General features: G+C 71.2%; 27 protein-coding genes. 7 read left to right on the forward strand and 20 right to left on the reverse strand.

Annotation, left to right across the window (positions count from 1 at the left end; genetic code table 11):
• Nucleotides 1-292 precede the first annotated feature (292 nt).
• The gene (locus tag ACFYV1_RS12405; RefSeq protein ID WP_389395419.1) at nt 293-1465 is read left to right on the forward strand and encodes a winged helix DNA-binding domain-containing protein; all 1173 of its coding nucleotides are present in this window, start codon (nt 293-295) and stop codon (nt 1463-1465) included.
• Nucleotides 1466-1491: 26 nt separating this feature from the next.
• Here the strand turns inward: ACFYV1_RS12405 and ACFYV1_RS12410 are convergent, their stop codons facing one another.
• Nucleotides 1492-1896: a cupin domain-containing protein gene (locus ACFYV1_RS12410; protein ID WP_389395420.1), complete on the reverse strand. Its 405-nt coding sequence runs from the start codon at nt 1894-1896 to the stop codon at nt 1492-1494.
• Nucleotides 1897-1946: 50 nt separating this feature from the next.
• Nucleotides 1947-2672, reverse strand: a complete 726-nt coding sequence (locus ACFYV1_RS12415) for a prepilin peptidase (protein WP_389395421.1) — start codon at nt 2670-2672, stop codon at nt 1947-1949.
• A gap of 40 nt (nt 2673-2712) precedes the next feature.
• On the opposite strand from ACFYV1_RS12415, the gene ACFYV1_RS12420 reads away from it, so the two are divergent.
• On the forward strand, nt 2713-3090 hold the full coding sequence (locus ACFYV1_RS12420) for a DUF192 domain-containing protein (RefSeq protein ID WP_389395422.1): 378 nt from the start codon (nt 2713-2715) through the stop codon (nt 3088-3090).
• Nucleotides 3091-3178: 88 nt separating this feature from the next.
• Here ACFYV1_RS12420 and ACFYV1_RS12425 read toward each other — a convergent pair whose 3' ends face one another.
• From ACFYV1_RS12425 to ACFYV1_RS12480, 12 genes are all read right to left on the reverse strand, one after another.
• A complete protein-coding gene (locus tag ACFYV1_RS12425) occupies nt 3179-3790 on the reverse strand; it encodes an OmpA family protein (RefSeq protein WP_389395423.1) in 612 nt (203 codons plus the stop codon).
• Nucleotides 3790-4149 (reverse strand): hypothetical protein, encoded by a 360-nt coding sequence (locus ACFYV1_RS12430; RefSeq protein ID WP_389395424.1) that lies wholly within the window; start codon nt 4147-4149, stop codon nt 3790-3792. Before ACFYV1_RS12430 ends, ACFYV1_RS12425 begins: the two co-directional genes overlap by 1 nt.
• A gap of 265 nt (nt 4150-4414) precedes the next feature.
• Nucleotides 4415-5035, reverse strand: coding sequence for a pilus assembly protein TadG-related protein (locus ACFYV1_RS12435; RefSeq protein ID WP_389395425.1), 621 nt, complete (start codon nt 5033-5035; stop codon nt 4415-4417).
• Between the two features lie 8 nt (nt 5036-5043).
• Complete coding sequence (locus tag ACFYV1_RS12440; protein WP_389395426.1) at nt 5044-5256, reverse strand: hypothetical protein; 213 nt, start codon at nt 5254-5256, stop codon at nt 5044-5046.
• Nucleotides 5257-5442: 186 nt separating this feature from the next.
• A complete protein-coding gene (locus ACFYV1_RS12445; protein ID WP_389395427.1) occupies nt 5443-6333 on the reverse strand; it encodes a DUF5936 domain-containing protein in 891 nt (296 codons plus the stop codon).
• Between the two features lie 75 nt (nt 6334-6408).
• Nucleotides 6409-7347: a type II secretion system F family protein gene (locus ACFYV1_RS12450; protein ID WP_389395428.1), complete on the reverse strand. Its 939-nt coding sequence runs from the start codon at nt 7345-7347 to the stop codon at nt 6409-6411.
• Complete coding sequence (locus tag ACFYV1_RS12455) at nt 7344-8735, reverse strand: CpaF family protein (RefSeq protein ID WP_389395429.1); 1392 nt, start codon at nt 8733-8735, stop codon at nt 7344-7346. The genes ACFYV1_RS12450 and ACFYV1_RS12455 overlap by 4 nt, the downstream gene beginning before the upstream one ends.
• Nucleotides 8732-9103: a TadE/TadG family type IV pilus assembly protein gene (locus ACFYV1_RS12460; RefSeq protein ID WP_389395430.1), complete on the reverse strand. Its 372-nt coding sequence runs from the start codon at nt 9101-9103 to the stop codon at nt 8732-8734. The genes ACFYV1_RS12455 and ACFYV1_RS12460 overlap by 4 nt, the downstream gene beginning before the upstream one ends.
• Nucleotides 9100-9477, reverse strand: coding sequence for a pilus assembly protein (locus ACFYV1_RS12465; RefSeq protein WP_389395431.1), 378 nt, complete (start codon nt 9475-9477; stop codon nt 9100-9102). Before ACFYV1_RS12465 ends, ACFYV1_RS12460 begins: the two co-directional genes overlap by 4 nt.
• The gene (locus tag ACFYV1_RS12470) at nt 9474-10724 is read right to left on the reverse strand and encodes a CpaE family protein (protein ID WP_389395432.1); all 1251 of its coding nucleotides are present in this window, start codon (nt 10722-10724) and stop codon (nt 9474-9476) included. Before ACFYV1_RS12470 ends, ACFYV1_RS12465 begins: the two co-directional genes overlap by 4 nt.
• A gap of 7 nt (nt 10725-10731) precedes the next feature.
• The gene (gene cpaB, locus ACFYV1_RS12475; protein WP_389395433.1) at nt 10732-11445 is read right to left on the reverse strand and encodes a Flp pilus assembly protein CpaB; all 714 of its coding nucleotides are present in this window, start codon (nt 11443-11445) and stop codon (nt 10732-10734) included.
• Between the two features lie 113 nt (nt 11446-11558).
• A complete protein-coding gene (locus ACFYV1_RS12480; protein ID WP_389395434.1) occupies nt 11559-12419 on the reverse strand; it encodes a hypothetical protein in 861 nt (286 codons plus the stop codon).
• Nucleotides 12420-12686: 267 nt separating this feature from the next.
• Between ACFYV1_RS12480 and ACFYV1_RS12485 the strand changes: the two genes are divergently transcribed.
• Nucleotides 12687-14390, forward strand: a complete 1704-nt coding sequence (locus ACFYV1_RS12485) for a chitinase (RefSeq protein ID WP_389395435.1) — start codon at nt 12687-12689, stop codon at nt 14388-14390.
• 68 nt (nt 14391-14458) lie between these two features.
• Here the strand turns inward: ACFYV1_RS12485 and ACFYV1_RS12490 are convergent, their stop codons facing one another.
• Nucleotides 14459-15766 carry an Nramp family divalent metal transporter gene (locus ACFYV1_RS12490; protein ID WP_389395436.1) on the reverse strand — a complete coding sequence of 436 codons (1308 nt, stop codon included), beginning with the start codon at nt 15764-15766 and terminating at the stop codon, nt 14459-14461.
• A 221-nt stretch (nt 15767-15987) separates the two neighbouring features.
• Here ACFYV1_RS12490 and ACFYV1_RS12495 point away from each other — a divergent pair, with 221 nt between their 5' ends.
• The gene (locus ACFYV1_RS12495; protein ID WP_389395437.1) at nt 15988-17325 is read left to right on the forward strand and encodes a M14 family metallopeptidase; all 1338 of its coding nucleotides are present in this window, start codon (nt 15988-15990) and stop codon (nt 17323-17325) included.
• A 188-nt stretch (nt 17326-17513) separates the two neighbouring features.
• Nucleotides 17514-18365, forward strand: a complete 852-nt coding sequence (locus tag ACFYV1_RS12500; RefSeq protein WP_389395438.1) for a hypothetical protein — start codon at nt 17514-17516, stop codon at nt 18363-18365.
• A 28-nt stretch (nt 18366-18393) separates the two neighbouring features.
• On the opposite strand, the gene ACFYV1_RS12505 is transcribed toward ACFYV1_RS12500, so the two are convergent.
• From ACFYV1_RS12505 to ACFYV1_RS12525, 5 genes are all read right to left on the reverse strand, one after another.
• Nucleotides 18394-19191: a hypothetical protein gene (locus tag ACFYV1_RS12505; protein WP_389395439.1), complete on the reverse strand. Its 798-nt coding sequence runs from the start codon at nt 19189-19191 to the stop codon at nt 18394-18396.
• 106 nt (nt 19192-19297) lie between these two features.
• Nucleotides 19298-20767, reverse strand: coding sequence for a GntP family permease (locus ACFYV1_RS12510; RefSeq protein WP_389395440.1), 1470 nt, complete (start codon nt 20765-20767; stop codon nt 19298-19300).
• 130 nt (nt 20768-20897) lie between these two features.
• Nucleotides 20898-21314, reverse strand: a complete 417-nt coding sequence (locus tag ACFYV1_RS12515; protein WP_389395441.1) for a RidA family protein — start codon at nt 21312-21314, stop codon at nt 20898-20900.
• Nucleotides 21311-22075: an IclR family transcriptional regulator gene (locus tag ACFYV1_RS12520; RefSeq protein ID WP_389395442.1), complete on the reverse strand. Its 765-nt coding sequence runs from the start codon at nt 22073-22075 to the stop codon at nt 21311-21313. The genes ACFYV1_RS12515 and ACFYV1_RS12520 overlap by 4 nt, the downstream gene beginning before the upstream one ends.
• A complete protein-coding gene (locus ACFYV1_RS12525) occupies nt 22072-23253 on the reverse strand; it encodes a sugar kinase (protein WP_389395443.1) in 1182 nt (393 codons plus the stop codon). The genes ACFYV1_RS12520 and ACFYV1_RS12525 overlap by 4 nt, the downstream gene beginning before the upstream one ends.
• Nucleotides 23254-23382: 129 nt before the next feature.
• On the opposite strand from ACFYV1_RS12525, the gene ACFYV1_RS12530 reads away from it, so the two are divergent.
• Both ACFYV1_RS12530 and ACFYV1_RS12535 read left to right on the forward strand, forming a co-directional pair.
• Nucleotides 23383-24657: an alanine racemase gene (locus ACFYV1_RS12530; protein ID WP_389395444.1), complete on the forward strand. Its 1275-nt coding sequence runs from the start codon at nt 23383-23385 to the stop codon at nt 24655-24657.
• Between the two features lie 446 nt (nt 24658-25103).
• Nucleotides 25104-26714 carry an amidohydrolase family protein gene (locus ACFYV1_RS12535; RefSeq protein WP_389395445.1) on the forward strand — a complete coding sequence of 537 codons (1611 nt, stop codon included), beginning with the start codon at nt 25104-25106 and terminating at the stop codon, nt 26712-26714.
• Nucleotides 26715-26732 lie beyond the last annotated feature (18 nt).

Below are 26732 nucleotides of genomic sequence, written 5' to 3' on the forward strand. Positions count from 1 at the left end.
GGGATACGGACCGGCCCGAGGGGGGGTTTCCACCATAACCCTTCGTAAGCGGTGCCGAGTGCCACGCCATGCCGGAAGTGCTCACCGAATTCGCACCGGGGCGCGTACAGCGGTGCGCCACCAGGCATGACGGCCCGTGACCGCCCTCCGCGGTACCTCCCACGGGGGACCCGGGCGCCAGGGCGTCGCGTTGACGAAAGTCATGACCCTCTGTCAAATGCCCGTCCCGCACAACCCGTTGGGCCTTCATAGCGGACAGGATCTGACCTGGATCGCCCCTACGGTCACCCCCATGACGACAATCGACGTGACGTGGCCACAGGCGAACGCCCGCCGCCTGACCCGGCAGGGACTGGCGGGTCAGGGCACGGCGGGCGAGGGCCTCGACTCCCCCGCCGGGATCACCGGCGCGATGCTCGGCGCGCACGCACAGGTGCTGTCCGCGGGAGAACTGTCCGTCGCCCTGCGCCTGCCGCCCCGCACGACCCGCACGGACGTACGCGAGGCGCTCTGGACGGAGCGGACCCTGACGAAGACGTACGGCCCCCGCGGAACCGTCCATCTGCTGCCCACCGCGGACCTTCCGATGTGGACCGGCGCACTGTCCGCGGCCCCGGACGGGTCGAGCCCCCAGCCGGAGGGCGTACGGATGACACCGGCACAGACCGACGAGGTAGTCGCGGCGATCCGCGACGCGCTGACGGGCGAGCCGCTGACCACCGACGAGCTGACGGACGCGATCGTCGCCCGTACGGGCACCTGGGCCGGTGACCGGGTGATGGAAGCCTTCCAGGACAAGTGGCCGCGCTGGCGGCAGGTCACGCACACCGCCGCCCGGCGCGGCGCCCTCGCCTTCGGCCCGAACCGCGGCCGCAGGACCACCTTCACGACGCCGGGCGTCACGCCCATGGCCGCCGGTCCCGCCGTCCTCGAACTCGTCCGGCGCCATCTGTACGCGTACGGCCCTGCCACACCCGCCCACTTCGCCAGATGGCTGGGGGCACCCAACGCCTGGGCGCGGGAGGTGTTCGCGGACCTGGCGGCCGTGGACCGCATCGAGGCGGTGTCCTACGAAGGCGCCCCGGCCTGGGTCGCCGCCGGCGACACCTCCTTCCCGGACGCCGCCCCGCCCCGCGGCGTGCGCCTGCTCCCCTACTTCGACGCCTACGTGATCGCCTGCCAACCCCGGGAACGTCTCTTCCCGGGCGCGGCGTACACCCGGGCCCTGGCCGGCGGCCAGGCCGGCAACTACCCGGTGGTGCTGGTCGACGGCGTCGTGTCCGGCGTCTGGCACCAGCGCCGCTCCGGCAGACGCGTCACCGTGACCGTGGAACCGATCGGCCCCGCGCTCGACACGTCCCGGGCGCGGACCGGGCTCGCCGACCAGGCCGAGCGGGTGGGCGAAGCGCTGGAGGGCCGGGCGGAGCTGAGCGTCGGCAAGGTGACCGTGGGCCCGCACGCCTGAACCGCACGGGCCCGTCCCTCACCGCCTCACGTCAGGTCGTGCCCCGTCGTGCTGTCGACGTTGTCCGGAATCACACCCTCGTGACGGTCGCCGGTCGACTTCGTACCGGACGGCTCGAACATCAGAATGGAGCCGCCGGTGGACGTGGGCCTGTGCTCGGTGCCCTTGGGCACGACGAACGTGTCGCCCTTGCGCAGTTCGACGGTCGACTCGCTGCCGTCGGCCGCGCGCAGGGCGACGTCGAATTGCCCGTCGAGGACGAGGAAGAACTCGTCCGTGTCCTCGTGAACGTGCCACACATGATCCCCGAGGGTGTGCGCGACACGGACGTCGTAGTCGTTCATGCGGGCCACGATGCGTGGGCTGTACACGTCGTCGAACGAGGCGAGGGCCTCGGTGATGTTCACGGGCTTCTTCGCGATGGAGTCCATGTGATCGATTCTGCGCGGACGGGTGCCCGTGTGTCCCGCCCATTCCCGAGTCAGCGCACGGCGAGAGCTCCGAGCAGAACACCCAGCCACGCCCCGCTCAGCATGAACGGCCCGAAAGGAATGGCACTCCCGCGCCCCGCGCGGCGCAGCACCACCAGCCCCACCCCGTACACGGAGCCGAGCAGAAAACCGGCGAAGGCCCCCGCGAAGAGCACCGCCCAGCCGTACCAGCCGAGGACCGCACCCAGCGACAGCGCGAGTTTCACGTCGCCGAAACCCATGCCGCCCGGATGGATCAGGAACAGCACGAAGTACACCGCCCCGAGGACGAGCCCACCGAGCAGCGCGCTCGTCCACGACCCGCCAGCCCCCGGCAGAAGACCCGCGCCCCCGAGCAGGAGCACCGCCCCGGCCGCCAACGGCAGCGTCAGGAGGTCCGGCAGTCGGCGGACCCCGGCGTCGACGAGCGCGAGCACCACCGCGAAGGGCGCGAGTACCAACCACACCGCCAACTCGGGCCGTCCGCCGACCGCAGCGGCGAGGGCGCCGCACACCAGCGCCGCGGTGACGGGCGCGGCGAACCGCCCCGGCAGTGGCGCCGGACAGCAGGCCCCGCCGACCCACCCACGTGCCGGCCCGCCGTACGGGTGCCCGGCCGGGCAGGCGGCACGCCACGCCTCCTCCGGCTCGACGGAGAGCCGGTACACCGCACGCGGACACAACCACCCTGCTCCCGCACCCCACAGGACGGCGACCACGACCAACGCTGCTTCCACGCCCACGACCCTAGGCCGACCGGGCGGTACCGTGAACGCCATGAGGGGAACGCGGCGTTGGCGCGACGGCACGGCGACCCTGACGGTCGACGGCCGCCCCGTCGCCCCGGTCGAGATCGCCGCCACGTACCGCACCCGCCGCAGGGGGCTCCTCGGCCGCGACGGCATCGAGGGCGCAATGCTCCTGACGCCGTGCAACAGCGTCCACACGATCGGCATGCGTTTCACGCTCGACGTGGCCTACCTGGACGCCGGACTCCGCGTCCTCACCGTCCGCACCATGCCCCCGGGCCGCGTCGGCCTCCCACGCCTGCGGGCCCGGTACGTGCTGGAGGCGGAGGCGGGCGCGATGGCGGGGTGGGGGTTGCGGACCGGAAGCGACCTGACCCTCACGCCCGGCACGACACCGGGTTGTTGATCGCCTTCTCGGGATCGCGAATCCCCGGATTCGACACAGTGCCGGACGCCCGGGTGAGCGGGTGCGTGACAGCGCGTCCGGCTGCGGGTCACTCCCGGGGGAACGACACCTCCACGCGCCGGTTCTTCCGGCGGCCCTCCTCCGTCGTGTTGCTCGCGATCGGGTAGTCCTCGCCGTATCCCCGGATCTCGTACGTGATCCCCTCGGCGCCCAATTGCTGCGACAGGATGCTGTGGACCGCGTCCGCGCGCTCCTTCGACAGCTTGTCGCCGTGGGCCTCGGAGCCGAGGTCGTCGGTGAAGCCGAAGACGCGGATCTTCTTGGCGCCCTGGTTCTTGATCTCACCGGCGATGGCGGAGATGCGGGCGGTGGCCTCTCCGGAGAGCTTCGAGCTGTCCATGCCGAACAGCACCTCGGCCTGGAGCGCGAACTTCATGTCGGAGTTGGTCTCCTCGCGCCGCTCCTCGCCGCTGATGTCCTCGACGACGGACTTGATGTCGATGACCTTCGGGTCGGCGAGCGTGGCGCCTTCGGGGAGCTTGAGATCGGAGTCGGCGGCGTCGATCTTGACCGGCGCTTCGGCGGGCGCTGCCGCGTAGGGGCCGTCGTCGGCGAACGCCTCACCCGTGGAGAGGAGGCCGAGGGTGAGCGCACCGGCGAGGACGGCTGCGGTCGCGGTGGCGCGGGTCCGGGGGCTCATCAGGACAGCTCGATCGTGGTGCTGGGGAAACCGGGGAACTGCAAGGCGACTTGTGTGGTGTCCGCGGGTGGTGCGGGGAACTGGGCGAAGAAGGCGAGGCTTTCTCCGGGCCGGATGAGGCTGCTGTAGGCGTAGGTGGTCAGAGGACGGTTGTCCGTGTCGCGCAGCACGTAGTACCGCTTCTTCCCTTTGGAGTCCACCAGGGTCATGCCGGCGAACGAGCGACCGGTGGCGGCCACGGACTGTTCCAGACCACTCCATTGCACAGGAGTGGTGAACCCTGTCGAGCCGGCGTTCTTGATCTGACCGTCCAACGTGAGGAAACCGCCCTCGTCCCTGCGTGCCGAGAACACGGACATCTCCACCCCCTTGTCGCCCTTGACTGTCGCAATGGGTTCACTCGGCGTGCTGGGCGCTGCCTCCGGTTCAGGACTTGCCTTGTCGCCCCCCTTTGACCCGGCGGGCGCCGAGCTCGAGCTGCTCGGACTCTTCGCCTCTCCGTCACCGCCGCAGGCCGAGAGAGTCAAGATCAAGGCGGACGACAGCACGGCTGCCGCCCCGGCCCGGCGCATGGCCTTCATGTGCCGCATGCTCATCAATCCTGTTCCTTTGCGCTCATCGGGCTCAGTCCTCGGCCAGTCGGACGGTGAAGAGATCTGCCATGTCGGGCAGCAGATCCAGATTTTCCGGGTCGATGACCCAGTCCTTCGAGTCGCAGACCAGCTTGCCCGGGGACGGCTTCTGCTGATCGTCCTCGTCTCCCTCACCGGGCTTCGGGTCTTCACCCTCGTCGGCCGTGAAGGTGCAGCGAGGCTCGACCACTGCGGTGGCGGTCGCTGTGGCGTGCTTGTTGCCGGTTCCTTCGATGATGCTGTTCCCCATCGACTTCCGGGACCTGACGTCGACGGTGAATCCCCAGCGGCCGTCATTCAACCGGGCGCAGTCGCCGTAGTCCGCCACCGCATCGTTTCGGGCAGCGAAATCCACGGCGCGCGCGCAGCCGTCCGGAGTACCGGGCGGCACGTCCCCGTCGAAGATGTCTTCCAACTCGTCCAGGAAGTCGGCCAGAACGAACTCGTCCCTCGATTCCTGCGCAGCCGCGAGCGCCGCCGCGTCGGCAGCCGTCTGCGTACCGTTGCGCGTCACGTCGGCCTGTCCGAATGCGAGGTACACGAGGACGAGGAAGAGCAGACCGACCACCGCTGCCATGTACAGAGGGGTCGCCTGGCCGCGGTCACGAGGCATCGTCGGTGTCAGCCGCCACCACCGCTGAGGACCGAATTGATCTTCTCGGTGAAGGTGTTCGCGATCTCGCTGCCCATGTTCGTGTTCAGCAGCAGCACCACGATCGCCACCACCAGGATCGTGATCCCGACGTACTCGATCGAGCCCTGCCCCCGATCCCCGCGGGCGTCCCGTCGGCGGCGCATCGCAGCCGCGACCCCGAGCAGGCCGAAGTTCCTCATGGCGTACCCCTCGTTCCCCTTCGACGGACCGCTTGTTCATGTCGGTCCGGCCTCCTCCGCCGCCGATGACTCCACGGAGTCTCCCGGCTACACCAGGCCTCCGGAGGAAATCTCCCACATTCGCATGCGTGAGCGAAGACAGTTGGACGAATCATCCGTGAATCAACACCGCCGGCCAGTAGCGTCTCACCCCCCGAAGATCGCGCCGAAGTCCACGTCGGCCGCGTAGTAGAAGCCCGCGACGATGAGGATCATCGTGCCGGGAAGCATGAAGCTCGTGACGATCAGCGTCGCCTTCGGGACCGCCTTCGCCGCCTTTCTGCGTGCGTTCTGGGCGTCCGTGCGGCGCATGTCGTTGGCGATCTGGATCAGGGTGTCGACGATGGGGGCGCCCAGTTCCTCGCCCTGCTGCAGCGCGGAGACGAACATCGACACCTGGTCCGACTCGTTGCGGCGCCGCAGTTGTTCGAAAGCCTCGCGGCGGCCCACGCCCATGTCCATCTGGCGGAGGGTGATGCGGAGTTCGTCGGACCACGGGCCCTCGTACTTCTCCGCCACGCGTTCCAGGGCCTGGCGGAAGCCGAGGCCGGCGGAGACGACGACGGCGAGGACGTCGAGGAAGTCGGGGAGGGTGCGCTCGATGTCGTCGCGGCGGCGGGCGATGGCCGCACGCAGCAGTACCTCCGTCCAGAACAACCCGTAGAGGAGGAACAGCACGGCGAATACGGGGTGCCCCTGCAGAAGCATCCCGAGGGCGACGAGCGATCCCAGGACGCCGTAGACGGCGCGGCGGGCGGCGTAGCGGTCCACGGTCAGGCCGCCGGGGTTGCCGGCCATGTCGAGTCTGCGGCGGACGCGGTCGACGCGGCGGGTGCCCATCAGTCTCAGGACGGACGGGGCCCAGCGCATGCCGAGGCGGTCGACCGCCATGCCGGGGTAGCTGGTGCGGGTGGCGCCGACCTCGAGGGCCACGGCGAGGTCGCCGGGGAGTCTGGTCTCCGCCCGGTACATCCGGATGCCGTGGAAGACGCCGTATACGGCCAGGGCCATGACGGCGGCCAGGGCGAGTGCCGGCATGTGTGTCTCCCTCCAAAGTTCAGGTCGGTGTGCGGGCTCGGGGTGCGGGGTGCGGGGCGGCAGGTCGCCGCCGTGTCAGATGCGGACGCGGGTGAGCCGGTTGATGAGGACGAAGCCGAGTGCGTACAGCCCTGCCGCGACGACTACCGCGACGCGTCCCCCCAGCGCGCCGGTCATGTCCTCCAGCGCGCCGTCCCGCATGCCGTTGATGACGAGGAGGAAACCGAGGCCGAGCACCGGAACCGCGACGGCCGTCACCTTGACCTGGGAGAGCAGGGTGGTGACCTCGCGCCGGGTCTCCTTGCGTTCCTCGAGGGTCTCCGTGAGGTTGCGCAGGGACGTGACGATGGTGCCGCCCGCCCGGTTGGAGAGGATCAGGGTGGAGACGAGCACGGTCAGTTCACGCGAGGGCAGCCGGTCGACCAGTTCGCCCAGTGCGTCGTCGAGCGACCGCCCGAGCGCCAGCTGGTCGGCGACGCGGCGCAGTTCCTCCCTGGCGGGATCGTCGAGTTCCTCGACGGCCATCGCGATGGCGGTGCGCAGGGCGAGCCCGGCCTGGGTGGCGTTGGCCAGGACGCGGGTGAGTTCGGGCAGCTGGTTGATGAACGCCTCGGTGCGCTTGGCGCGCTGCCAGCCGAGGAAGCCGTTCGCGCCCCAGAGGCCGATGAGGACGGCGAGGAGCCCGAAGAACGGGGCGAAGGCGGACCCCACGACGAAATACAGGGCCAGCAGGGCGGCGACGACGTAGACGGCGTACTCGCCGACCGTGACCTGGAGGCCGGTCGCGGAGATGGACCGCTCGATGCGTCTGCCCAGGCGGGTGCGGCGCAGTCTGCGGTCCACGCCCGCGAAGCGGCGCCGGCGCCCGCTCTCGATCGCGGGCGGGCCGGTCTGCGTCATGCGGTCGACGAGGGCCTGGCGCTGTGCCTGCCCGACCGACCAGGAGCGCACGCCGAGGACGGCGAGTACGCAGCCGAGCAGCGTGACGCCGAGTGTCAGGAGCGGGAGGTTCATCGCGGGCGGCGGCTTTCTCGGGGGTCGGGGACGGGGCTCAGGCCCGGGGGCACGCGGGTCGACAGCTCGAGCGGGGTGTCGCCGACCCCGAAGGCGGGCGGGATCGCCTCGCCCGCCATGTAGAGGCGTTCCGCGGCCCGCCGCGGCAGCGGGAAGTACCGGAACCGGCCGTGTACGCGCCCGTCCCCGGCCGGTGGTTCGGCCTCGAAGCGGCAGACGGTGACGAAGCGGTACTCCTCGCGGCCGTACGAGTCGACGACGGCGATCTCGGTGATCCTTCGGGACCCGTCGGCGTGCCGGGTGAGCTGGACGATGACGTCGACGGCGCTGTTGATCTGGTCGTGGATGGCCATGAAAGGCAGCTCGACCTCGGACATGGAGCTCAGGGTCTGCAGCCGCATCAGCGCGTCCTCCGCGCTGTTGGCGTGGACGGTGGCGAGTGAGCCGTCGTGGCCGGTGGACATGGCCTGGAGCATGTCGAGGGTCTCGCCGCCGCGGACCTCGCCGACGATGATGCGGTCGGGGCGCATGCGCAGGGAGTTGCGTACGAGGTCGCGAATGGTGATGCGGCCCTTGCCCTCGACGTTGGCGGGGCGGGACTCCAGCGTGATGACGTGGGTCTGCTGGAGCTGGAGCTCCGCGGAGTCCTCGATGGTGACGATGCGTTCGCCGTCGGGGACGAGGCCGGAGAGGGCGTTGAGCAGGGTGGTCTTCCCGGTACCGGTGGCGCCGGAGACGATCATGTTGAACTTGGCCCGCACCAGGCCCGCGAGCAGCATCAGGATGTGCTCGTCGAGCGATCCGAGGCCGATCATCTCCTGGAGGGTGAAGGCGCGGGGGAAGCGGCGGATCGTGAGGACGGGGCCGGTCAGCGAGAGCGGCGGGATGATCACGTTGACGCGTTCGCCGGTCGGCAGGCGGGCGTCGACCATCGGGTTCGCCTCGTCGACGCGGCGGTTGACGGTGGAGACGATGCGCTCGATGGTCTGCATGAGCTGTTCGGCGGAGGAGAACCGCAGCGGCAGCTGCTCGAGTCGGCCGCCGCGCTCGACGAAGACCTGTTCGGGGCCGTTCACCATGATCTCGCTGATGGACGCGTCCTCGAGGAGCGGTTCGAGGATGCCGAGGCCGAGCGCCTCGTCGACGACCCGGCGGATGAGGTGCGAGCGTTCGCCGCCGGACAGGACGGGGCCCTCGCGGCTGATGATGTGGCCGAGTACGCGTTCCAGGCGCTCACGCCGCTCGGCGGCGGTGAGCGTCGACATCTCCGCGAGGTCGATCTCTTCGAGGAGCTTCGCCCGGTAGACGCCGACGAGCCGGCTCTCCTCGCTCTGGCCGTTCGCGGGCTCGGGGCCGTCGAGGCGCTGGAGGCGTGCGCGCAGGCTCATCGTGTCGACTCCTCGTCGAGGGGCATCGTGGCGCTCTTGGTGACGGTGCCGAAATCGACGCCGGGGACGACCTGCGGGATGACGACCGTGACGTCGGCGGTGACCGCGTCGCCGCCCTCGCGGGTCACGACGTCGGCCTCCAGCCAGGAGCTGAGGGACTGCCGTCCGGCCGCCTGGGGACTCGTCGTCGCGTCCTCCTGCGACGCCACCCGCGCCGCCGCGCGGGCAGCGGTGCCCGCCTGCTGGGCCGCGTACACGGCGAGGCCGACCTGGACGGCGATCGTCATGACGAAGAGGAGCAGGAACAGCCAGCCGCCGTACTCGACGGCGCTCTGGCCGCGGTCGCCGCGCATCGCACGCTTCCTCATGGCGTGGTCCTCTCCTCGGCCGCGGCGCCGGCCCGTCCCCGGACGGTGATCGGGAGGTTGACGCCGGGGAACAGCAGCGGCACCCGCATCGTGACCTCCGCGGTGTAGAGGTCGCCGTTCCTGCCGCAGTCCACGCCGGCCGACCAGCCACCGGTGACGTCCTCCCGCGCGGCCGCGGCGCACGCCGCCTGGCCGCCTCCGTCCGCCCGTGCCCCGGCTGCCACGCCCTTGTCGGCGGCGTTTCCCGCCAGCACGAACGTGTAGCCGACGAGCGCCGACTGCCACAGCACCGCGAGCGTCACCAGGATGATCGGGACCATGCCGGTGAACTCGATCACCGACTGGCCGCGGTCCCCGAACGCCCGGCGGGTCATTTGGCGCGCCCGTGCCGTCGTCCGCCCCCGAAGAGGCCGCCCTGCTTCGTGTCCCCCTGTGCCGCGGGGGCGGTGTCCTTCACCAGCCCCAGCTCGCCGGCCAGCGCCCACATGGCTTGCTTGACCGAGGACTTGGCCTCCAGGTCCTGCATCCGGCCGGCGTCGACGACGCCCTGGAGTTCTCGGAAGTTCGCGGGTATCGCCGTGCGCGCCACTCTCGTCGCGGTGATCTTCGAGACGAGCGCGGGCTGGATCTCGCTGCCGCGTGTGTGGCGGTTGACGACCGTGACGGTCTCCTCCGCCTTGCGGATCTGGAGCCGGTCCCAGAGCCGCACCATCCGCTTGGTGGCCCGTACGGTCACCACGTCGGGTGTGGTCAGCAGCAGGGTGGTGTCGGCCGTTTCGACGGCGGCGGCGTTGGCGGTGTTCACATGTGTGCCGCAGTCGACGACGACGGTGTCGTAGCGGTGCCGCAGGGCCGCGAGGGTCTGCCGTACGAGCCGGTCGCTGACGTCCTCCGCCCGTTCGCCCTCGGCCGGGGCGAGCAGCAGTGCGACGCCCGCCTCGTGGTTGAACACCGCGTCGGCCAGCACTCGTGCGCCGATGTCCTGGATGGCGGCGAGGTCCACGATGGACCGCCGGAACTGGACGTCCAGGTAGGACGCGACGTCGCCGCCCTGGAGGTCGAGGTCGACCAGGGCCACGGAGTGGCCGGAGGCCGCCGACGCGAGGGCGAGCTGGATCGCCGTGACCGTCGTGCCGACGCCGCCCTTGGCGCCGCTGACGGTGACGACGGTGCCGCCGGGTCCCGCGAAGCCCGCTTCCGGTCCGTGTCCGAGGTGCCGTCGTACGCCGGCGGCCCAGCCCGCCGCCGCCTGGACGCGCTGCGCCAGTTCCTCGTACACGAGGGGGAGCGCGACGAGGCCGCGGGCGCCGGAGTCCATCGCCGCCGAGTACAGGCCGGGGCTGGTGTCGGCGGTGACGAGCACGACGCCGACGGCCGGGAAGCGCAGGGCGATGTCCCGGATCAGCTCCAGGGCCGGCAGGGGGCCGATGCGTTCGTGGACCAGTACGACCTCGGGCAGTTCGTCGAGCGACTGGGCGGCGAGCCGGGCGAGTGTGTCGGTGAGCGAGGTGGAGTCGCCGACGGGCGGTGTCTGTTCCGCGTCGGGGAGCCGGCCGAGCAGGCCGGCGACGGACCGGGCGGCGTCGGGGTCGCCGACGGCGGAGAGGATACGCGTCGTCATCCGGCCCTCACTTGTTCTTGTCTTCTGAGAGGTCGTAGCTGCCGTCGCCGGGCCGCAGGGTGGTGGGGCTTCCGTCGGGGAGCAGGGCCAGGCGCACGTGTTCGGCGAAGGACTCGGCGTAGGCGACGCGCTGGGCGTCGCCGGTGTTCAGCGCGAAGGTGATCGGCACGGCCTCGCGGGGCCCATCCGCGCGGTCGCCGCTCCTGCGGTCGAGGGCGGTGAGTTCGCCGACGTCGATGACCTTGGCATTGGCGACGATGAGCCGGGACTGGTCGGTGCCGTTGTCGTTCTGCGCGGCGAAGGTGGCGAAGATGTTGACCAGGTTGCCGGGGCGGATCTTGCCTGCCACTCCGGTCGCCGCGTCGATCATGATGGCGATCTCCTGCTGGCCGTTCTCGAGGACCGGCTTGTCCACGATCATGTCGGTCTGGAGCAGTGATCCGGTGCGCAGTTGTGTGACGGCGATCTTCCCTCGCAGTACGCCGAGGTCGGTCACGGCGCTGCGGGAGAGCCAGCGCTCGGGTATGGAGACCTTCTCGAACTGGTCCGCCCGCAGCGGCGTGTACGGGGCTATGTCGGTCCTGACGCGGTAGGCGGTGGTCTCGGGGCCGACCTTCGAGTTCACGTCGGCCATCACCGTGAGCACGCCGGCGAACGCGGCGATGCCGCAGACGACGGAGAGCAGAATCAGGAGAACGCCGCGGCGCTGCCGTGAATTCATGGGTGGGACGACCTCGTTCGGTGGCGTGGACGAATGGGCGGGGACGGCGGAGTCGGACGGTGGTGCGGCTGTCGGGCCCGGCTCTCGGGGTCCGGCGGTGAGGGGCCCGGCTGTCACGGCCCGGCGGTGAGTGCCCTGGGGGCTCCGGTACGGCTGGAGGGGGCCGTGAGCGGCGCGGAGCAGAAGCCGCAGCGGTCACCGATCAGGTGGATGCCGCACCATGTGCACACCTCTCGTCGTACGGAGGAGACCAGTTGGTACAGGACCGAGATGTCCGGGAGGTACGCGGCGAACTCGATCAGCCTGCCGGTCCCCCACCACCGGGCGGAGTCCGCCGGCAGGGGGGCCTCGTGCACGTGCTGGACGCGCCAGGCCGGTGCGAGGGTGTCGGTCACCCACTCCGACTGGAGCTGTCCGCGCGCGAGGAGGAGCTGGGTGGCGTAGTCGGGGCCGGGCAGTTCACCGGCGCCGATCCTGGTCAGCTGGGGGCGCGGGTTGGCCAGTACGCCGAACTGGGCGCCGGGCATCCATGACTTGGCGTGGGACTTGAGCCCGACCGGGATGCGGTCGAGCCGGGCCACGGAGCCCAGCAGGGCGCCGGCGTGGATGTAGTGGGAGAGGAGCCGGGCGGCGGAGGCGACGATCCCGGCGCCGAAGTCGCAGATCGACAGCTGGCGCAGCTGCCGGACGAGCACGGCGACACCGAGCGGCGGCAGTTCGAGCTTGAGGAGGGCGATGCGGTCGCTCTCGAGCACGGAGCGGACGGTGTGCAGGCGCCGTTCGTGCGCGGCGGGGAGTGAGGCCGGGTAGAGGGCGACGATGTAGCCGTGCTGTTCGAGCAGCACGCTCATGTCGCTGACCGCGGCGTCCAGGGGCTGGTCGTCCGGGGCGTGGAGCACGGCAGCCGTGGGCGTCTGGTGGTCCGTGGGCGGCAGCACCAGGTCGGCGCTGGTGACTGCTATTGCGGTCGGCACGCTGTTCCCCGTTCGGCTCCGGACACCGGGGTGTCCGGCGGCCGCAGATATCCACTGCTCCGTGCTGGTGCTGCTCCGTCTCGGCTACTCCGTGTTTCTGCATGAGCACTCTAGCCACGACTGTCCGGGCAGAGAACACCGCACAGCGAGGCAATCGCTGCCAGAGGTCTTGACAACCCCATTGGTCTGGACCAGCTTTACGGCCAACGGTGGCCACCGTCCGCATGTCCCGACCCCACCCCCCAACTCCCCCACCGGAGGCCGCAAGTGGACCGACCCCAACGCTCGAGGAGATGGATCGGCGCCGGTCTGGCGCTTGCCGTCGGCACCGGGCTCACCCTCATGGGCACCGCAGGGACCGCACAGGCCGCCGACGTCAACGTCGCCAGGAACGCCGGATTCGAGTCCGGCACCGCCAACTGGACGTGCTCCGCGGGCAGCGGGACGGCCGTCTCCTCCCCCGTGCGCAGCGGCGCCTCCGCCCTCAAGGCCACCCCCGCCGGGCACGACAACGCCAAGTGCACCCAGACGGTGGCGGTGAAGCCCAACTCGACGTACGCGCTCAGCGCGTGGGTGCAGGGCGGGTACGCCTACCTGGGGGCGAGCGGCACCGGGACCACCGACGTGTCCACCTGGACGCCGGGCAGCAGCAGCTGGACGAAGCTGACCACGTCGTTCACCACCGGCGCGAACACCACCTCGGTCACGGTCTACACCCACGGCTGGTACGGCCAGGCGGCCTACTTCGCCGACGACGTGAGCGTCTTCGGCCCCGACGGCGGTGGCGGCGGCGACCCGGACCCGGTGGTTCCCGCGGCACCCGGTGCGCCCTCGGTCGGCGCGGTGACGTCGTCCTCGGTGGCGCTGAGCTGGGGCGCGGTCTCCGGCGCGAGCGGTTACAACGTCTACCGCGACGGTGCGAGGGTCCAGTCGGTCTCCGGCACGTCGGCCACGGTGACGGGCCTGACGGCCAACACCTCGTACCAGTTCCAGGTCACCGCCACGAACACGGCGGGCGAGTCCGCGAAGTCGGCGGCCGTCACCGGCCGTACGAGCGAGGGCGGCGGCGAGCCGGACCCGAACCCGTCGGTGCCCAGGCACGCGCTGACCGGCTACTGGCAGAACTTCGACAACGGCGCGACCGTGCAGAAGCTGCGTGACGTGCAGTCGCAGTACGACATCATCGCGGTGTCGTTCGCCGACTCGACGGCCACGCCGGGCCAGATCGTCTTCAACCTCGACCCGGCCGTCGGATACGCCTCGGTCGCCGACTTCAAGGCCGACATCGCCGCCAAGAAGGCCGCCGGCAAGTCCGTGATCATCTCGGTGGGCGGCGAGAAGGGCAACGTCACCATCAACAGTGACGCGTCCGCCACCGCCTTCGCGAACAGCGCCTACGCGCTGATGCAGGAGTACGGCTTCAGCGGTGTCGACATCGACCTGGAGCACGGCATCAACTCGACGTACCTGACGAAGGCGCTGCGCCAGCTGTCGCAGAAGGCGGGCTCCTCGATGGTGCTGACGATGGCGCCGCAGACCATCGACATGCAGAACACGGGCACGGAGTACTTCAAGACGGCGCTCGCGGTGAAGGACATCCTCACCGTCGTCAACATGCAGTACTACAACAGCGGCTCGATGCTCGGCTGCGACGGCAAGGTCTACTCGCAGGGCTCGGTCGACTTCCTGACCGCACTCGCCTGCATCCAGCTCGAGGGCGGCCTCGCGCCCTCCCAGGTGGGCCTCGGTGTTCCCGCCTCGACCCGCGGCGCGGGCAGCGGATATGTCAGCCCGTCGATCGTGAACAACGCTCTCGACTGCCTGGCCCGCGGCACCAACTGCGGCACCTTCAAGCCCTCGAAGACCTACCCGGGCCTGCGGGGCGCGATGACCTGGTCCACCAACTGGGACGCGACGGCCGGCAGTGCCTGGTCCAACGCGGTGGGACCGCACGTCCACAACCTGCCGTAACACGCCTGGACGACGAGGGGCCCGTACCGCCGCTCCCCCGGCGGTACGGGCCCTCGTCGCACACGCTCTCACCAGGGCAGTTCGCGCACCTGCTGCACGCACAGCACGACGAACAGCAGCCCGGCGGCGGCCAGCATCACATTGCTGAGGATGCCGTTGCGCCACTCGGCGGGGGTCCGCGAGGAGTTGAGCAGCCAGATCAGCGTGAGCGCGAGGAACGGCATGAAGAACGCGCCCAGCACGCCGTAGGCGACGACCAGGCCGAAGGGCTGGTCGAGGAAGAGCAGGGCGATCGGCGGGAAGGTCAGCCAGAGCAGATACGCCCGGAACGGCAGCGAGCGCTCCTTGCTGCCGGCCGCGACCTCTTCGACGGTGCCCTCCTCCGTCGGCACACCCCTGCGGTCGCGCTGCAGCCGCTCGACGAAGTCGGCGAACATCAGGCTCACGCCGTGCCACACGCCGATCAGCGACGAGAACGAGGTCGCGAAGAAGCCGACGAGGAACAGCTTGGCGGTCACCGCGCCGTACCGCTCCTCCAGGATCGCGCCGAGGTCGATGAGGCCCCGGTCGCCCTTGGTCAGGGCGAGCTGGGAGGCGTGCAGCAGCTCGGCGCCGACGATCAGCATCGCGACGACGAAGATGCCGGTGGTGATGTAGGCGACGCGGTTGTCGAGCCGCATGACCTTCATCCAGCCGGTGTTCGTCCAGCCCTTGGCGTTCACCCAGTAGCCGTAGGCCGCCATGGTGATGGTGCCGCCGACACCGCCGATCAGCCCGAGGGTGTAGAGGAGGGATCCGTCGGGCAGCACCGGCAGCAGGCCGGCGAAGGAGGCACCGATGTCGGGGGTGACACGGATCGCGACGTAGACCACGACGACGAACATGGTGCCGACGAGCACCGTCATGACCTTCTCGAAGACGGCGTACCGGTTGAACCAGACGAAGACCAGGCCGATCAGGCCGGTGACGACCGCCCACACCTTGAGGTCCGGTCCGTCGGGCCACAGCGCCACGATGGGCAGGGCGCTGGAGGACATCGCGGTCGCGCCGTAGACGAAGCCCCAGACGACCACGTAGATCGCGAAGTAGACGGTGGTCCACCTGCCGAGGGAGCGCCAGCCCTCGAAAAGGGTGCGCCCGGTCGCCAGGTGCCAGCGTCCGCAGGCCTCGGCGAGCGCGATCTTGACGATGCAGCCGATGACCGCCGCCCACATCAGGGTGTATCCGAACCTGCTGCCCGCGATCAGCGTGGCCACCAGATCTCCGGCGCCGACGCCGGTCGCCGCCACGACGATTCCCGGCCCGATGTACTTCCAACTCGACTTGCGCGGTACGGAGAGCGCCCCGTCCGTGCCGTGTTCGGAGATGCCTGCCATGGCGCTGCCGCCTTCCCACTCGTCCCAGGTGTGACCGGTGTCACCAAAGCGGGGCGCGAGTGATCGCGCAAGGGGCAGCGCCCGACAGTTGCGGCGGCATCCGAATTGACCGAACCCCTTCTTGACCGGGTCATGCCATAGCTCCACGATGTGCACGAACACCAGCACCGCCCGTACGTCGCACCTGAACACCCCCCACGACTCCCCACCCAGGAGACAGCATGCGACTTCGCATCCGGGCGAACCGCAGGAAGGCCGCCACCCTCGCGGCCGTCCTCGCGCTCGCCGTGGCCGCGCCCATCAGCGCGAACGCCTCACCATCCGCCGACCGGCCGGCTTCCGCCGCCGCCGAGGAGGAGCAGACCAGGCAGTACCTGATCCACGGGCCCGACACGGTCGCCGAACGGACCGCCATCGCCCGCACCGGTGTCTCGATCGACGAGGCGGACGACCACACCGTCGTCGTCAGCGCCGACTCCGCCCAGGCCAAGCGGCTGCGCGCCCTCGGGCACACTCTCGAGGTGCTGCCCGCGCCGCCGCGGCACAGGACGGCGGCGGACGTGAAGCCCTTCGACTTCCCGTCGGCCGACTCGCGGTACCACAACTACGCCGAGATGACGGCGGAGATCAACCAGCGCATCGCGCAGTACCCGAGCATCATGAGCAAGCGTGTCATCGGCAAGAGCTACCAGGGCCGGGACATCGTCGCCATCAAGATCAGCGACAACGTGGCGACCGACGAGAACGAGCCCGAGGTCCTCTTCACCCACCACCAGCACGCACGCGAGCACCTCACCGTCGAGATGGCCCTCTACCTGCTGCGCGAGCTCGGCGAGGACTACGGCAGCGACTCACGGATCACGAACGCCGTGAACGGCCGTGAGATCTGGATCGTCCCGGACCTCAACCCGGACGGCGGCGAGTACGACATCGCCTCCGGCTCCTACCGCAGCTGGCGCAAGAACCGGCAGCCCAACTCCGGTTCCTCGTACGTGGGCACGGACATGAACCGCAACTGGAACTACAAGTGGGGCTGCTGCGGCGGCTCCTCCGGCTCCGCCGGCTCGGAGACCTACCGCGGCCGGGCCGCGGAGTCCGCGCCCGAGGTGAAGGTCGTCGCCGACTTCGTGCGCAGCCGCGTCGTCGGCGGCGAGCAGCAGATCGCGACGGGCATCGACTTCCACACCTACAGCGAACTGGTGCTCTGGCCCTTCGGCTGGACCTACTCCGACACGGCCCCCGGCATGACCCAGGACGACCGGGACGCCTTCGCGGCCGTGGGACGGAAGATGGGCGCGAGCAACGGCTACACCGCCGAGCAGTCGAGCGACCTCTACATCACCGACGGGTCGATCGACGACTGGCTGTGGGGCGAGCAGAAGATCTTCGGCTACACCTTCGAGATGTACCCGTCGGGCTTCGGCGGTGGCGGCTTCTACCCGCCCGACGAGGTGATCGAGCGGGAGACCAGTCGCAACCGTGACGCGGTGCTCCAACTCCTGGAGAACTCCGACTGCATGTACCGGTCCATCGGAAAGGAACAGCAGTACTGCGGCTGACCCGCACCACCAGCTCGTGACGGCGGGCCCCGGTCCCGGGGTCCGCCGTCAACCTTTGCAAAAGCGTCACAGGTGCTGCGCACCACCTGCCGGAGCCGTCGTTAGCGTTGCTGGCCGACCGAACCGACACGAACACGTGAACAGGTCGCCGATGTCTCTGGCGGCGTAGTCAGCACAGGAAGAAGCTCATGGACTACTGCTCGACCTGCCGTCGGCACCTCAACGGCGCGCTGGTGTGTCCGGGCTGCGGCGCGTACGCACCCGACATAGCCCCGACCGTCCCGACCGCCCGCCACTCGGCGCCGGCGGGGGCGGGGGCCGGGGCCGTCGCATGGGAGCCGCAGGGCACCCGTCACACGCCCGCGCCCCTCGAGGCATCGGCGGCGCAGGCCCCGCACGGCGCCGGCGCGGCGGTCGCCGCCACGCCGGCGGCCGCTGCCCCGGCCGAGCGGGGACGCGCGGCGCGCAGGCGGCAGCTCGCCCGCTTCAAGAAGAACAAGCGCCGGGCCGCGGCCGGGACGATGATCGCGCTGGTCGGCGGCGCGCTGACGGTCGCCGCACTGCCGACGGAGGCCGACGACAGGAGCCGGACCGAAGCAGCCACCACCCCCGACGCCACCGTCGCCGACGACCACCCGGCGCACCGGCCCACCGGGAAGGTGGCGGAGCCGGTGAAGCGGGCCTCGGCACCCGCGCCGCGCGCTTCGGCACCCGCCGTCCCCCGGCAGCGGACCTCGGCGGACACCGCGGCTGTGGCGGCGGACCCGGCAGGGACCGCCCGTACGACCCGGTTCGCACCCGCGGTGAGTGAGGCGCCCGCGTCCGAGGCGCCCGCGGCGACCTCCCCGACGGCCGCGCCGTCCACGGCGCCGACCGGACAGCCGCCCGCCGCCGCGACCGGCACCTCCGGCTCGTCCGGCTCCTCGGACTCCTCCGGGTCGTCCGGCTCCGTCGCCGATCAGCCGCAGACGCAGCCCGGCGGGACGGCGAGCACCTCGCCCACAGAGGTGTGCCTGCTGGTCCTCTGCCTCGGCGGCTGACCGCGGGCTCCGGGGGCCGCCGGGGCCGTCACCCCCCGGGGCCGCCCCGGTAGTGGCCGAGCACCTGGGCGAGTTGCCGCGACCACTCGCGCAGCCGCTTCTGGCGGCTGCCGCCGACGCGGCACTCGTAGAACATTCCGTTCCTGTGCGTGACCCCGACCAGGAGGCACAGCCCTCGGACGGTGTGGTGGACGGCCTGTACGTCCTGCCAGAGGAAGTCGGTGACGACGTCCCGCTGGTCGAAGGAGACGCCGGTGGCGTCGACGAGGACGGCGTGGTGTGCGTCGGCGGCGACGAACTCCGGCATCTCGGGCGCGACGGGGTACGCCGAGACGCCCGCCGGGTACGTCCCGGCCGGCGGATACGGCGCCGCGCCCGCCGGGTACGCGCCGACGGGCGGGTACGGGGCCGGGGCCGGGGCAGCGGGATACGCGGTGGCCGGCGGGTACTGCGGCGGAGCAACGGGATACGCGTTGGCGGGCGGATGCGGGGGCGGTGTCTGTGGCGCCGGGACCGATTCCTGCGGCCGGTCCGGGTCGCACTGCGGGAGCAGCGCGGCCATCGCCCGGCGCAGTTCGTCCTCCGAGCGGACCTCGTAGAGCGCCATGAAGGTGGGGGCGGACCCGAACTGCCAGACGGCGCCGGTGCGTTTCACGACGAGATCGGGCCCGTTGCCGTACGTCATCGCGGACGTGTCGCCGTCGAGATACGCGTCCGGCTGAGTGTTGACCGAGTAGGCGTACCCGATGTCCGTGATCCGGCGCTCGGCATGCCGTGGGCCGTACTTGACGCGGGCCCAGTCACGCACCTGTTCGTATGTCAGCACACGCCGACTCTAGAGGGGAGGGGGGAGAGGCCGCCCGGCCCCTCCCCCCTCCCCTGTGCGCCCGCGCCGGCCGACCTGCCGACCGGACGACCGGCCGACTAGACGACTAGACGACCAGGCTGAGCCCGGCCGCCACCACGAAGCCGGCGACCGAGAGCACCGACTCGAGAACCGTCCACGACTTGAGCGTGTCCCGTTCCGAGATGCCGAAGTACTTGGCGACGATCCAGAACCCGCCGTCGTTGACGTGCGAGGCGAAGATCGAGCCGGCCGAGATCGCCATGATGACCAGGGCCAGGAACGCCTGCGAGTGCCCGCCGTTCTCGACGAGGGGCAGCACGATGCCGGCCGTGGTGACGATCGCGACGGTCGCAGAGCCCTGGGCGACCCGCAGCACCAGGGAGATCAGATACGCGAGGACGACGACCGGCAGGCCGACGTCGTTGAAGGTGTCGGACAGCGCCTGCGCGACGCCGCTCGCCTTGAGGACCGCGCCGAAGACACCGCCCGCGCCGACGACGAGCAGGATGTTGCCGACCGGCTTCAGGGACTGGGTGGACACCGACTCGAGGGACTTGCGGGACCAGCCGCGCCGGATGCCGAGCAGCCAGTACGCCATGACCAGCGCGATCGTCAGGGCCACGAACGGGTTGCCGAAGAACTCGACGACCGAGCGCAGCGTGGACGGATCGAGTGCGATGGAGGAGAACGTCGCGGCGAGGATGAGGATCAGCGGCGTACCGATGATGGTGAGAACCGTCCCGAGCGCGACCGGCGCCTCCCGCGACTGCCGGCCCGCCGCCACCTGCTCGGCGGCGACGGCGGCCTTGGCGTCCTGTGCCGCCTCCAGCATGTCCTGCGGAACCTCGACGAACAGGCGCCTGCCGATCCAGGCGGCGTAGACCCATGCGGCGATGACGGCGGGGATGCCGACGACGACGCCCATCAGGATGACCCAGCCGAGCGAGACGTCGAACAGACCGGCGGCGGCGACCGGACCGGGGTGCGGGGGCAGGAAGGCGTGGGTCATCGACAGGCCGGCCAGCAGCGGCATCGCGTAGAGGATGATCGACTTGCCGGACCGCTTGGCGGCGGCGTAGACGATCGGCGCGAGCACGAAGATGCCGACGTCGAAGAAGACCGGGATGCCGAAGATCAGGCCGGTGAGGCCCATGGCGAGCGGGGCGCGCTTCTCCCCGAACAGGTTCAGCAGACGGGAGGACAGGACCTCGGCCCCGCCGCTGACTTCGAGGATCGCGCCGAGCATGGTGCCCAGGCCGATGATGATGGCGACGTGGCCGAGGATGCCGCCCATGCCCGACTCGATGACCGAGACGGCGGCGGACTTCTGGACGGTGCCGAAGAGTTCGGTGACGGACAGCCCGGCGGCGAGTCCGACGGCTATGGAGACGGCGAGCAGTGCGACGAACGGCTGCAGCCTGACCTTGATGATGAGGACGAGGAGCAGGGCGATACCGAGCGCGGCGACGGTCAGCAGACCGGTGGTGCCGTCGACGAGCGTGAGCAGTCCGCCCGTGTGGGGAGTGGGTGGTGGAGCGTCAGCAGCGAGGAACATGGCGGCTCATTTCCGGTTCTTTTCCGGTTTTCCGGCGGTTTCTGGCAAGGGGGGACCGCGGCACGGCGCTTCGGGGACGGGCGCCGTGCCGTGCGACTGCTGGTGGGGCCGGTGCGGGGGGATCAGAGGATCAGTCCAGGACTGCCAGGGCGTCGATCTCGATGAGCAGGCCGGCGGGAAGACCCACATAGACCGTCGTACGGGCGGCGGGGGCCACCGTCAGGCCGGCGAAGTACTCGTTGTAGATCTCGTTCATCTCGGCGAAGTGATCGACGTCCGTGAGGTAGACGCGGATCATCATCACGTCGTCCCAGCTCGCGCCGCCCTCCTCGAGGATGGCCCGCACGTTGGCGAAGGTCTGGAGGGTCTGCTCGCGCAGCGTGGGACCGGCCGGGGTCGGCGCCTGTCCGGGCGTGGCGGGCAGGAAGCCGACCTGGCCGGCGACCTGGAGGATGTTGCCCTTGCGGACGCCGTGGGAGAACTTGGCGGGCGGGGCGGTGTGGGTGCTCGGGGTGAGGGCGGTCTTCTCGCTCTTGGGCGTCGTCATGCGCGTGCTTCCTGTTGGGGTGCGTGTCCTGAGTACTCCCGGGTGATGGCGTCGGCGGTGCGGCGCACCAGCGGGAGGAGGGTGAGGAGTTCGTCGGCCGTGACGACGACGTTCGGTGCGGACACCGACATGGCGGCGACGACCCGGCCGTCCGCACCGCGGATGGGGGCCCCGATGCAGTTGATGGACTCCTCGTGGCCACCCAGGTCGGTGGCCCAGCCCTGTTCGCGTACGGTCGCCAGCTCCTTGAGGAAGGCGGCGGCGTTCGGGATCGAACGGGACGTGTACATGGGGAAGTCGAGCTTCTCGGCGAGGGTGCGCCGCTCGGCCTCCGGCAGGTCGGCAAGGAGCAGCTTCGCCACGGCGGCGACGGTGATCGCGACGGGCTTGCCGATGCGGGAGTACATCCGCACCGGGTAGCGGCTCTCGACCTTGTCGATGTAGAGGACCTCGCTCTCCTCGTAGACGGCGAGATGGACCGTGTGCCCGATCTGCTCGTTGAGGGCGACGAGATGGGGGTGCGCGATCTCCCGTACGTCGAGGTTCTCGACGGCCTCCTGCGCGAGCGCGAACAGGCGCGCTCCGAGGCGGTACCGCTGGTCCTGCTGGCGGAAGACGAGCCCGTGCTCGTGGAGGGTGCGCAGCAGGCGGAGCGCGGTGGACTTGTGGACGCCGAGGCGCTCGGCGACCTGTCCGAGGTCGGCGGGTCCCTCCGCGAGCAGCGGAAGGATGCTCAGCGCGCGGTCGACGGTCTGGCTCATGGCGTACGTACCTCCTGGTCGTCCCCGTCCCCTGTCCACCCGGGGCCGAGGTGCAGTCTCCCCCAGGCGTCGTCGTCCAGGGCGACGAGCCGGTCGGCGTGGGCGGCGGCGGGCGGAGCGGCCAGGTCGCCGGGGACGGTGAGCGCGGCGGCGGCCCAGAGGTGGCCGTGCCGCAGCCGGTCCCTCAGGGGCAGTTCGCGGAGCGTCGCGGACAGGAACCCGGCGGCGAAGGCGTCACCGGCGCCGACGGGGGCGGTGACGGTGACGCGGGGGGCGGGGGCGAAGGTGACGGTGTCGGCCCCGTCGCCGGCGGGGGCGGTGCCGGACACGGCGCCGGTGCCAATGGGGCCGGTGCCGGGCGCGGGACCGGTGCCGGGCGCGGGACCGGTGCCGGGCGCGGGACCGACGGGCGGGGTCGCGGGGCCGACGGGCGGGGCCGGGGGCCCGCAGCGGGTGAACGACACCGCACCCGCCGCGCCCCGCTTCACGACCAGCGCCGCCGGCTCCGGCAGCACCGCCCGTACGGCTTCCGCACCGCCCCGCACCCCCCACGCCTCCTCGGCCTCGTCCTCCCCCACGAACACGATGTCCGCCCCGCGCGCCAGCTCCAGCAGCACCTTCGCGTCGGACGGTTCGCGCCACAGACCGGGGCGGTGGTTGACGTCGAACGAGACGAGGGGGCGGCCGGCCCGACGTGCGGTGAGGTCGCGCGTCAGGGCGAGGCAGCCGGTCGACAGAGCCGCCGTGATGCCGGAGAGGTGCAGCACGCGGCCGGACCACAGGGGTGCGCTCGCCACGGTGCGCGGCGACATCGCCGACGCGGCGGAACCGGCGCGGTAGTAGACGACCTCGTGCGCGTCGGTGGCCCGGTCGGTGGCCGTGCGGAAGTAGACGCCCGTCGGGCGGGAGGGGTCGCGGGCCACCGCCGAGGTGTCGACCCCGTACCCGCCGATGGCCTCCACGAGGTGGTCACCGAAGCCGTCCGCGCCGACCCGGCCCACCCAGCGGGTGCGGTGACCCGCCGCGGCGAGCGCACAGGCCACATTGGACTCCGCGCCGCCGATGCCCCGCACGAACGACGGCACGTCGGCCAGACGCCCCGCCCGGGTGGGCAGGAACGTGACCATGGACTCGCCGAGGCAGACGACGTCCACGGGTCCGTGCACGCTCGCGGTCATGATCGCGGGGGCTCCTCGCTGGTCGGTCGCCGGGCCCATTGACCCGGCGTCGGCTCGGATGTTAGACAGCCGTAAGCGAAATACGCAATGGGTGTTGCATATGCTGCAACACCATGGAGGAGGGCTCCCATGGCAGCCGACAACGCCGTCGCACGGCTCGCCGACGAACCGGTCGACCACCGCTTCAAGGCGCTCCCGCCCGACGCGGCGGGACTCACCGTCGGCGAGCTCGCGGCCTCCCGCCGCAATCTCTTCACCGGCGGCTTCACCACCCCGGTGCTCGCGCTGTCCGCCGAGTCCGTCGAGCACAACCTGGCACTGCTCGAGACGTACTCGGAGCGGCACGGTCTCGCCTTCGCCCCGCACGGCAAGACGTCGATGTCCCCCCAGCTCTTCGCCCGTCAACTGGAGCACGGCGCCTGGGGCATCACCGCGGCCGTCCCCCACCAGCTCCGTGTCTACCGCGCCTACGGGATCCGGCGGATCTTCCTCGCCAACGAGGTCGTCGACGCGGCCGCCCTGCGCTGGATCGCCGGCGAACTCGACACGGACCCGGAGTTCCGCCTCATCTGCTACGCCGACTCCGTACGCGGCGTCGAGCTCATGGACGAGGCGCTGCGCGGAGTGTCCAGGCCGCTGGACGTCGTCGTCGAACTGGGCACGGGCGACGGTGCCCGCACCGGCGCCCGCACGGAGGCCGACTGCGCCGCCGTCGCCGACGCGGTCGCCGCGACAAAGACGCTGCGTCTGGTCGGCGTCGCGGGCTACGAGGGCGAGGTCCCGCAGGCCGACGCCGGGAAGGTGCGCGACTGGCTGCGACGGCTCGTCGCGCTCGCCGCGGACCTCGACAAGGCCGGACGCCTCGGCGCCGCGGACGAGATCGTGATCAGCGCGGGCGGAAGCGCGTGGTTCGACACGGTGGCCGAGGTCTTCGCGGACATCCCGGAACTCTCCGCCCCGGTCCTCAAGCTGCTCCGCTCCGGTGCGTACGTCTCGCACGACGACGGCCACTACCGGCACCTCACCCCCTTCAACCGGGTCCCCGAAGAGGGGGCGCTGCAGCCCGCGTTCCGGCTGTGGGCGCAGGTCGTGTCACGGCCGACGGAGGAACAGGCATTCGTCAACGCGGGCAAGCGGGACGCCGCGTACGACCTCGACCTGCCCGAGGCACAGGTGGTCCGCGACGGCCGCACCGGCGCCGTCCGCCCCGCCGACGGCATCACGGTGACGGGCCTGTCCGACCAGCACGGGTGGCTCCGCACGACGGCGGAGGCGGACCTGGAGGTCGGCGACTGGGTGGGGATGGGGTTGTCGCATCCGTGCACGTCGTTCGACAAATGGCAGCTGATTCCGGTGGTGGAGCGCGACGGGACGGTGTCGGACTTCATCCGCACGTTCTTCTGACGCCGCGCGGGCCTGTTCCCCGCCCCCGCCCCTTCCCGCTGTACCGATGTGCGGCTCCGCCGCGTGGCGGGCTCCGCCCGGACCCGATCACCGCGCTCCGCGCGGTGTTTCGGGGGCGCTGCCCCCGGACCCCCGCGCCTCGAACGCCGGCGAGGCTGAAGTCGCCGCCGACGAGGCTGCCGACGCCGCGCCGCGGCAATTCAACCCGGCCGGAGGCACTCCCTCTACGACCTGGCGGCATGGGGGTCCCCCCGCCCACGGCCGCCAGGCCGTAGGGGGAGATCGAGGCCACCGCGCGAGGCCTGGTACACGGCCCGCCAGGGCGGTACAACGGCCCGGCCCGCAGGCCGCCCGGTGCCCGGGGCCCGCCCCCGTTTCGGGAAAGGGGCGGGCGGGGGAACGGCCCCGTCCCCCACCCACCCCACCCCACCCCCGAAAGGCGACCCATGGACCTCGTCATCCGCCACGCACGCGTCATCGACGGCACCGGCGACGCCTCCTACCGTGCCGACGTCGGCATCCGCGACGGCCGCATCGCGGAGATACGCAGGGACGGCGGTACACCCGCGCCGAACGGCAGACGCACGATCGACGCCCACGGCCTCGCCCTCGCCCCCGGGTTCATCGACATGCACGCCCACTCGGACCTCGCGCTCCTCCGCGACCCGGAGCACACCGCGAAGGCCGCGCAGGGCGTGACCCTCGAGGTCCTGGGGCAGGACGGGCTGTCGTACGCGCCCGTCGACGACACGACCCTCGCGGCCGTGCGCAAGGCGATCACCGGCTGGAACGGCGACGGCTCCGACATCGACTTCGACTGGCGCACCGTCGGCGAGTACCTGGACCGGCTGGACCGGAACTTCGGCGGACAGGGCATCGCCGTCAACGCCGCGTACCTGATCCCGCAGGGCACCGTCCGTATGCACGCCATGGGCTGGGAGGACCGGCCGCCCACCGACGCCGAGTTCGCGCGCATGAGGCAGCTCGTGGCCGAGGGCATGGAGCAGGGCGCGGTCGGCATGTCGTCGGGCCTGACGTACACGCCCGGCATGTACGCGAAGGACTCCGAGCTCGCCGAGCTGTGCCGGGTCGTGGCCCGCTACGACGGCTACTACTGCCCCCATCACCGTTCCTACGGCGCCGGCGCGCTCCGGGCGTACGAGGAGATGGTGAACCTGACCCGTGACGCGGGCTGCGCCCTGCATCTCGCGCACGCCACCATGAACTTCGGTGTGAACAAGGGCAAGGCGCCGGATCTGCTCGCCCTGCTGGACGACGCGCTCGACGGCGGCGCGGACATCAGCCTCGACACCTATCCGTACACCCCGGGCTGCACCACGCTCGTCGCGATGCTGCCGAGCTGGGCGGGCGAGGGCGGTCCCGACGCGGTGCTGGCGCGACTGCGGGACGAGGGGACCGCGGAGAGGATCCGGCACCACCTCGAGGTCGTCGGTTCGGACGGCTGTCACGGGGTGCCGATCGAATGGGACACCATCGAGATCTCGGGGGTGAGCAGCCCCGCCGTCGCCGGCCACGTCGGCCGGACGATCCAGGAGTCGGCCGACGCGCGCGGCGAGGCGCCGTGGGTGACGGCACGGCGGCTGCTGATCGAGGACCGGCTCGGTTCGACGATCCTCCAGCACGTCGGCCACGAGGAGAACGTGCGGCAGATCATGCGGCACCGGGTCCACACCGGCGGCAGCGACGGCATCCTCCAGGGTGAGAAGCCGCACCCGCGGGCGTACGGCACGTTCCCCCAGTACCTCGGCCGGTACGCGCGCGAACTGGGCATCCTGTCGCTGGAGGAGGCCGTCGCCCATCTCACCTCCCGCCCGGCCGCCCGGCTGCGGCTGCCCGACCGCGGTCTGGTCCGCGAGGGGTACCGGGCCGACCTGGTGCTGTTCGACCCGGAGACGGTGGCGGCGGGCTCGACGTTCGAGGCGCCGCGCACTCTGCCGACCGGCATCCCGTACGTACTGATCGACGGCCGGTTCGTCATCGACGACGGGGCCCGTACGGACGTGCTCGCGGGGCGCGCGGTACGCCGCACACGCTGACGACGGGAACCGCGCACG

The sequence above is a fragment of the Streptomyces sp. NPDC003023 genome, from assembly GCF_042888225.1.
In the GTDB taxonomy this organism is placed as follows: Bacteria; Actinomycetota; Actinomycetes; order Streptomycetales; family Streptomycetaceae; genus Streptomyces.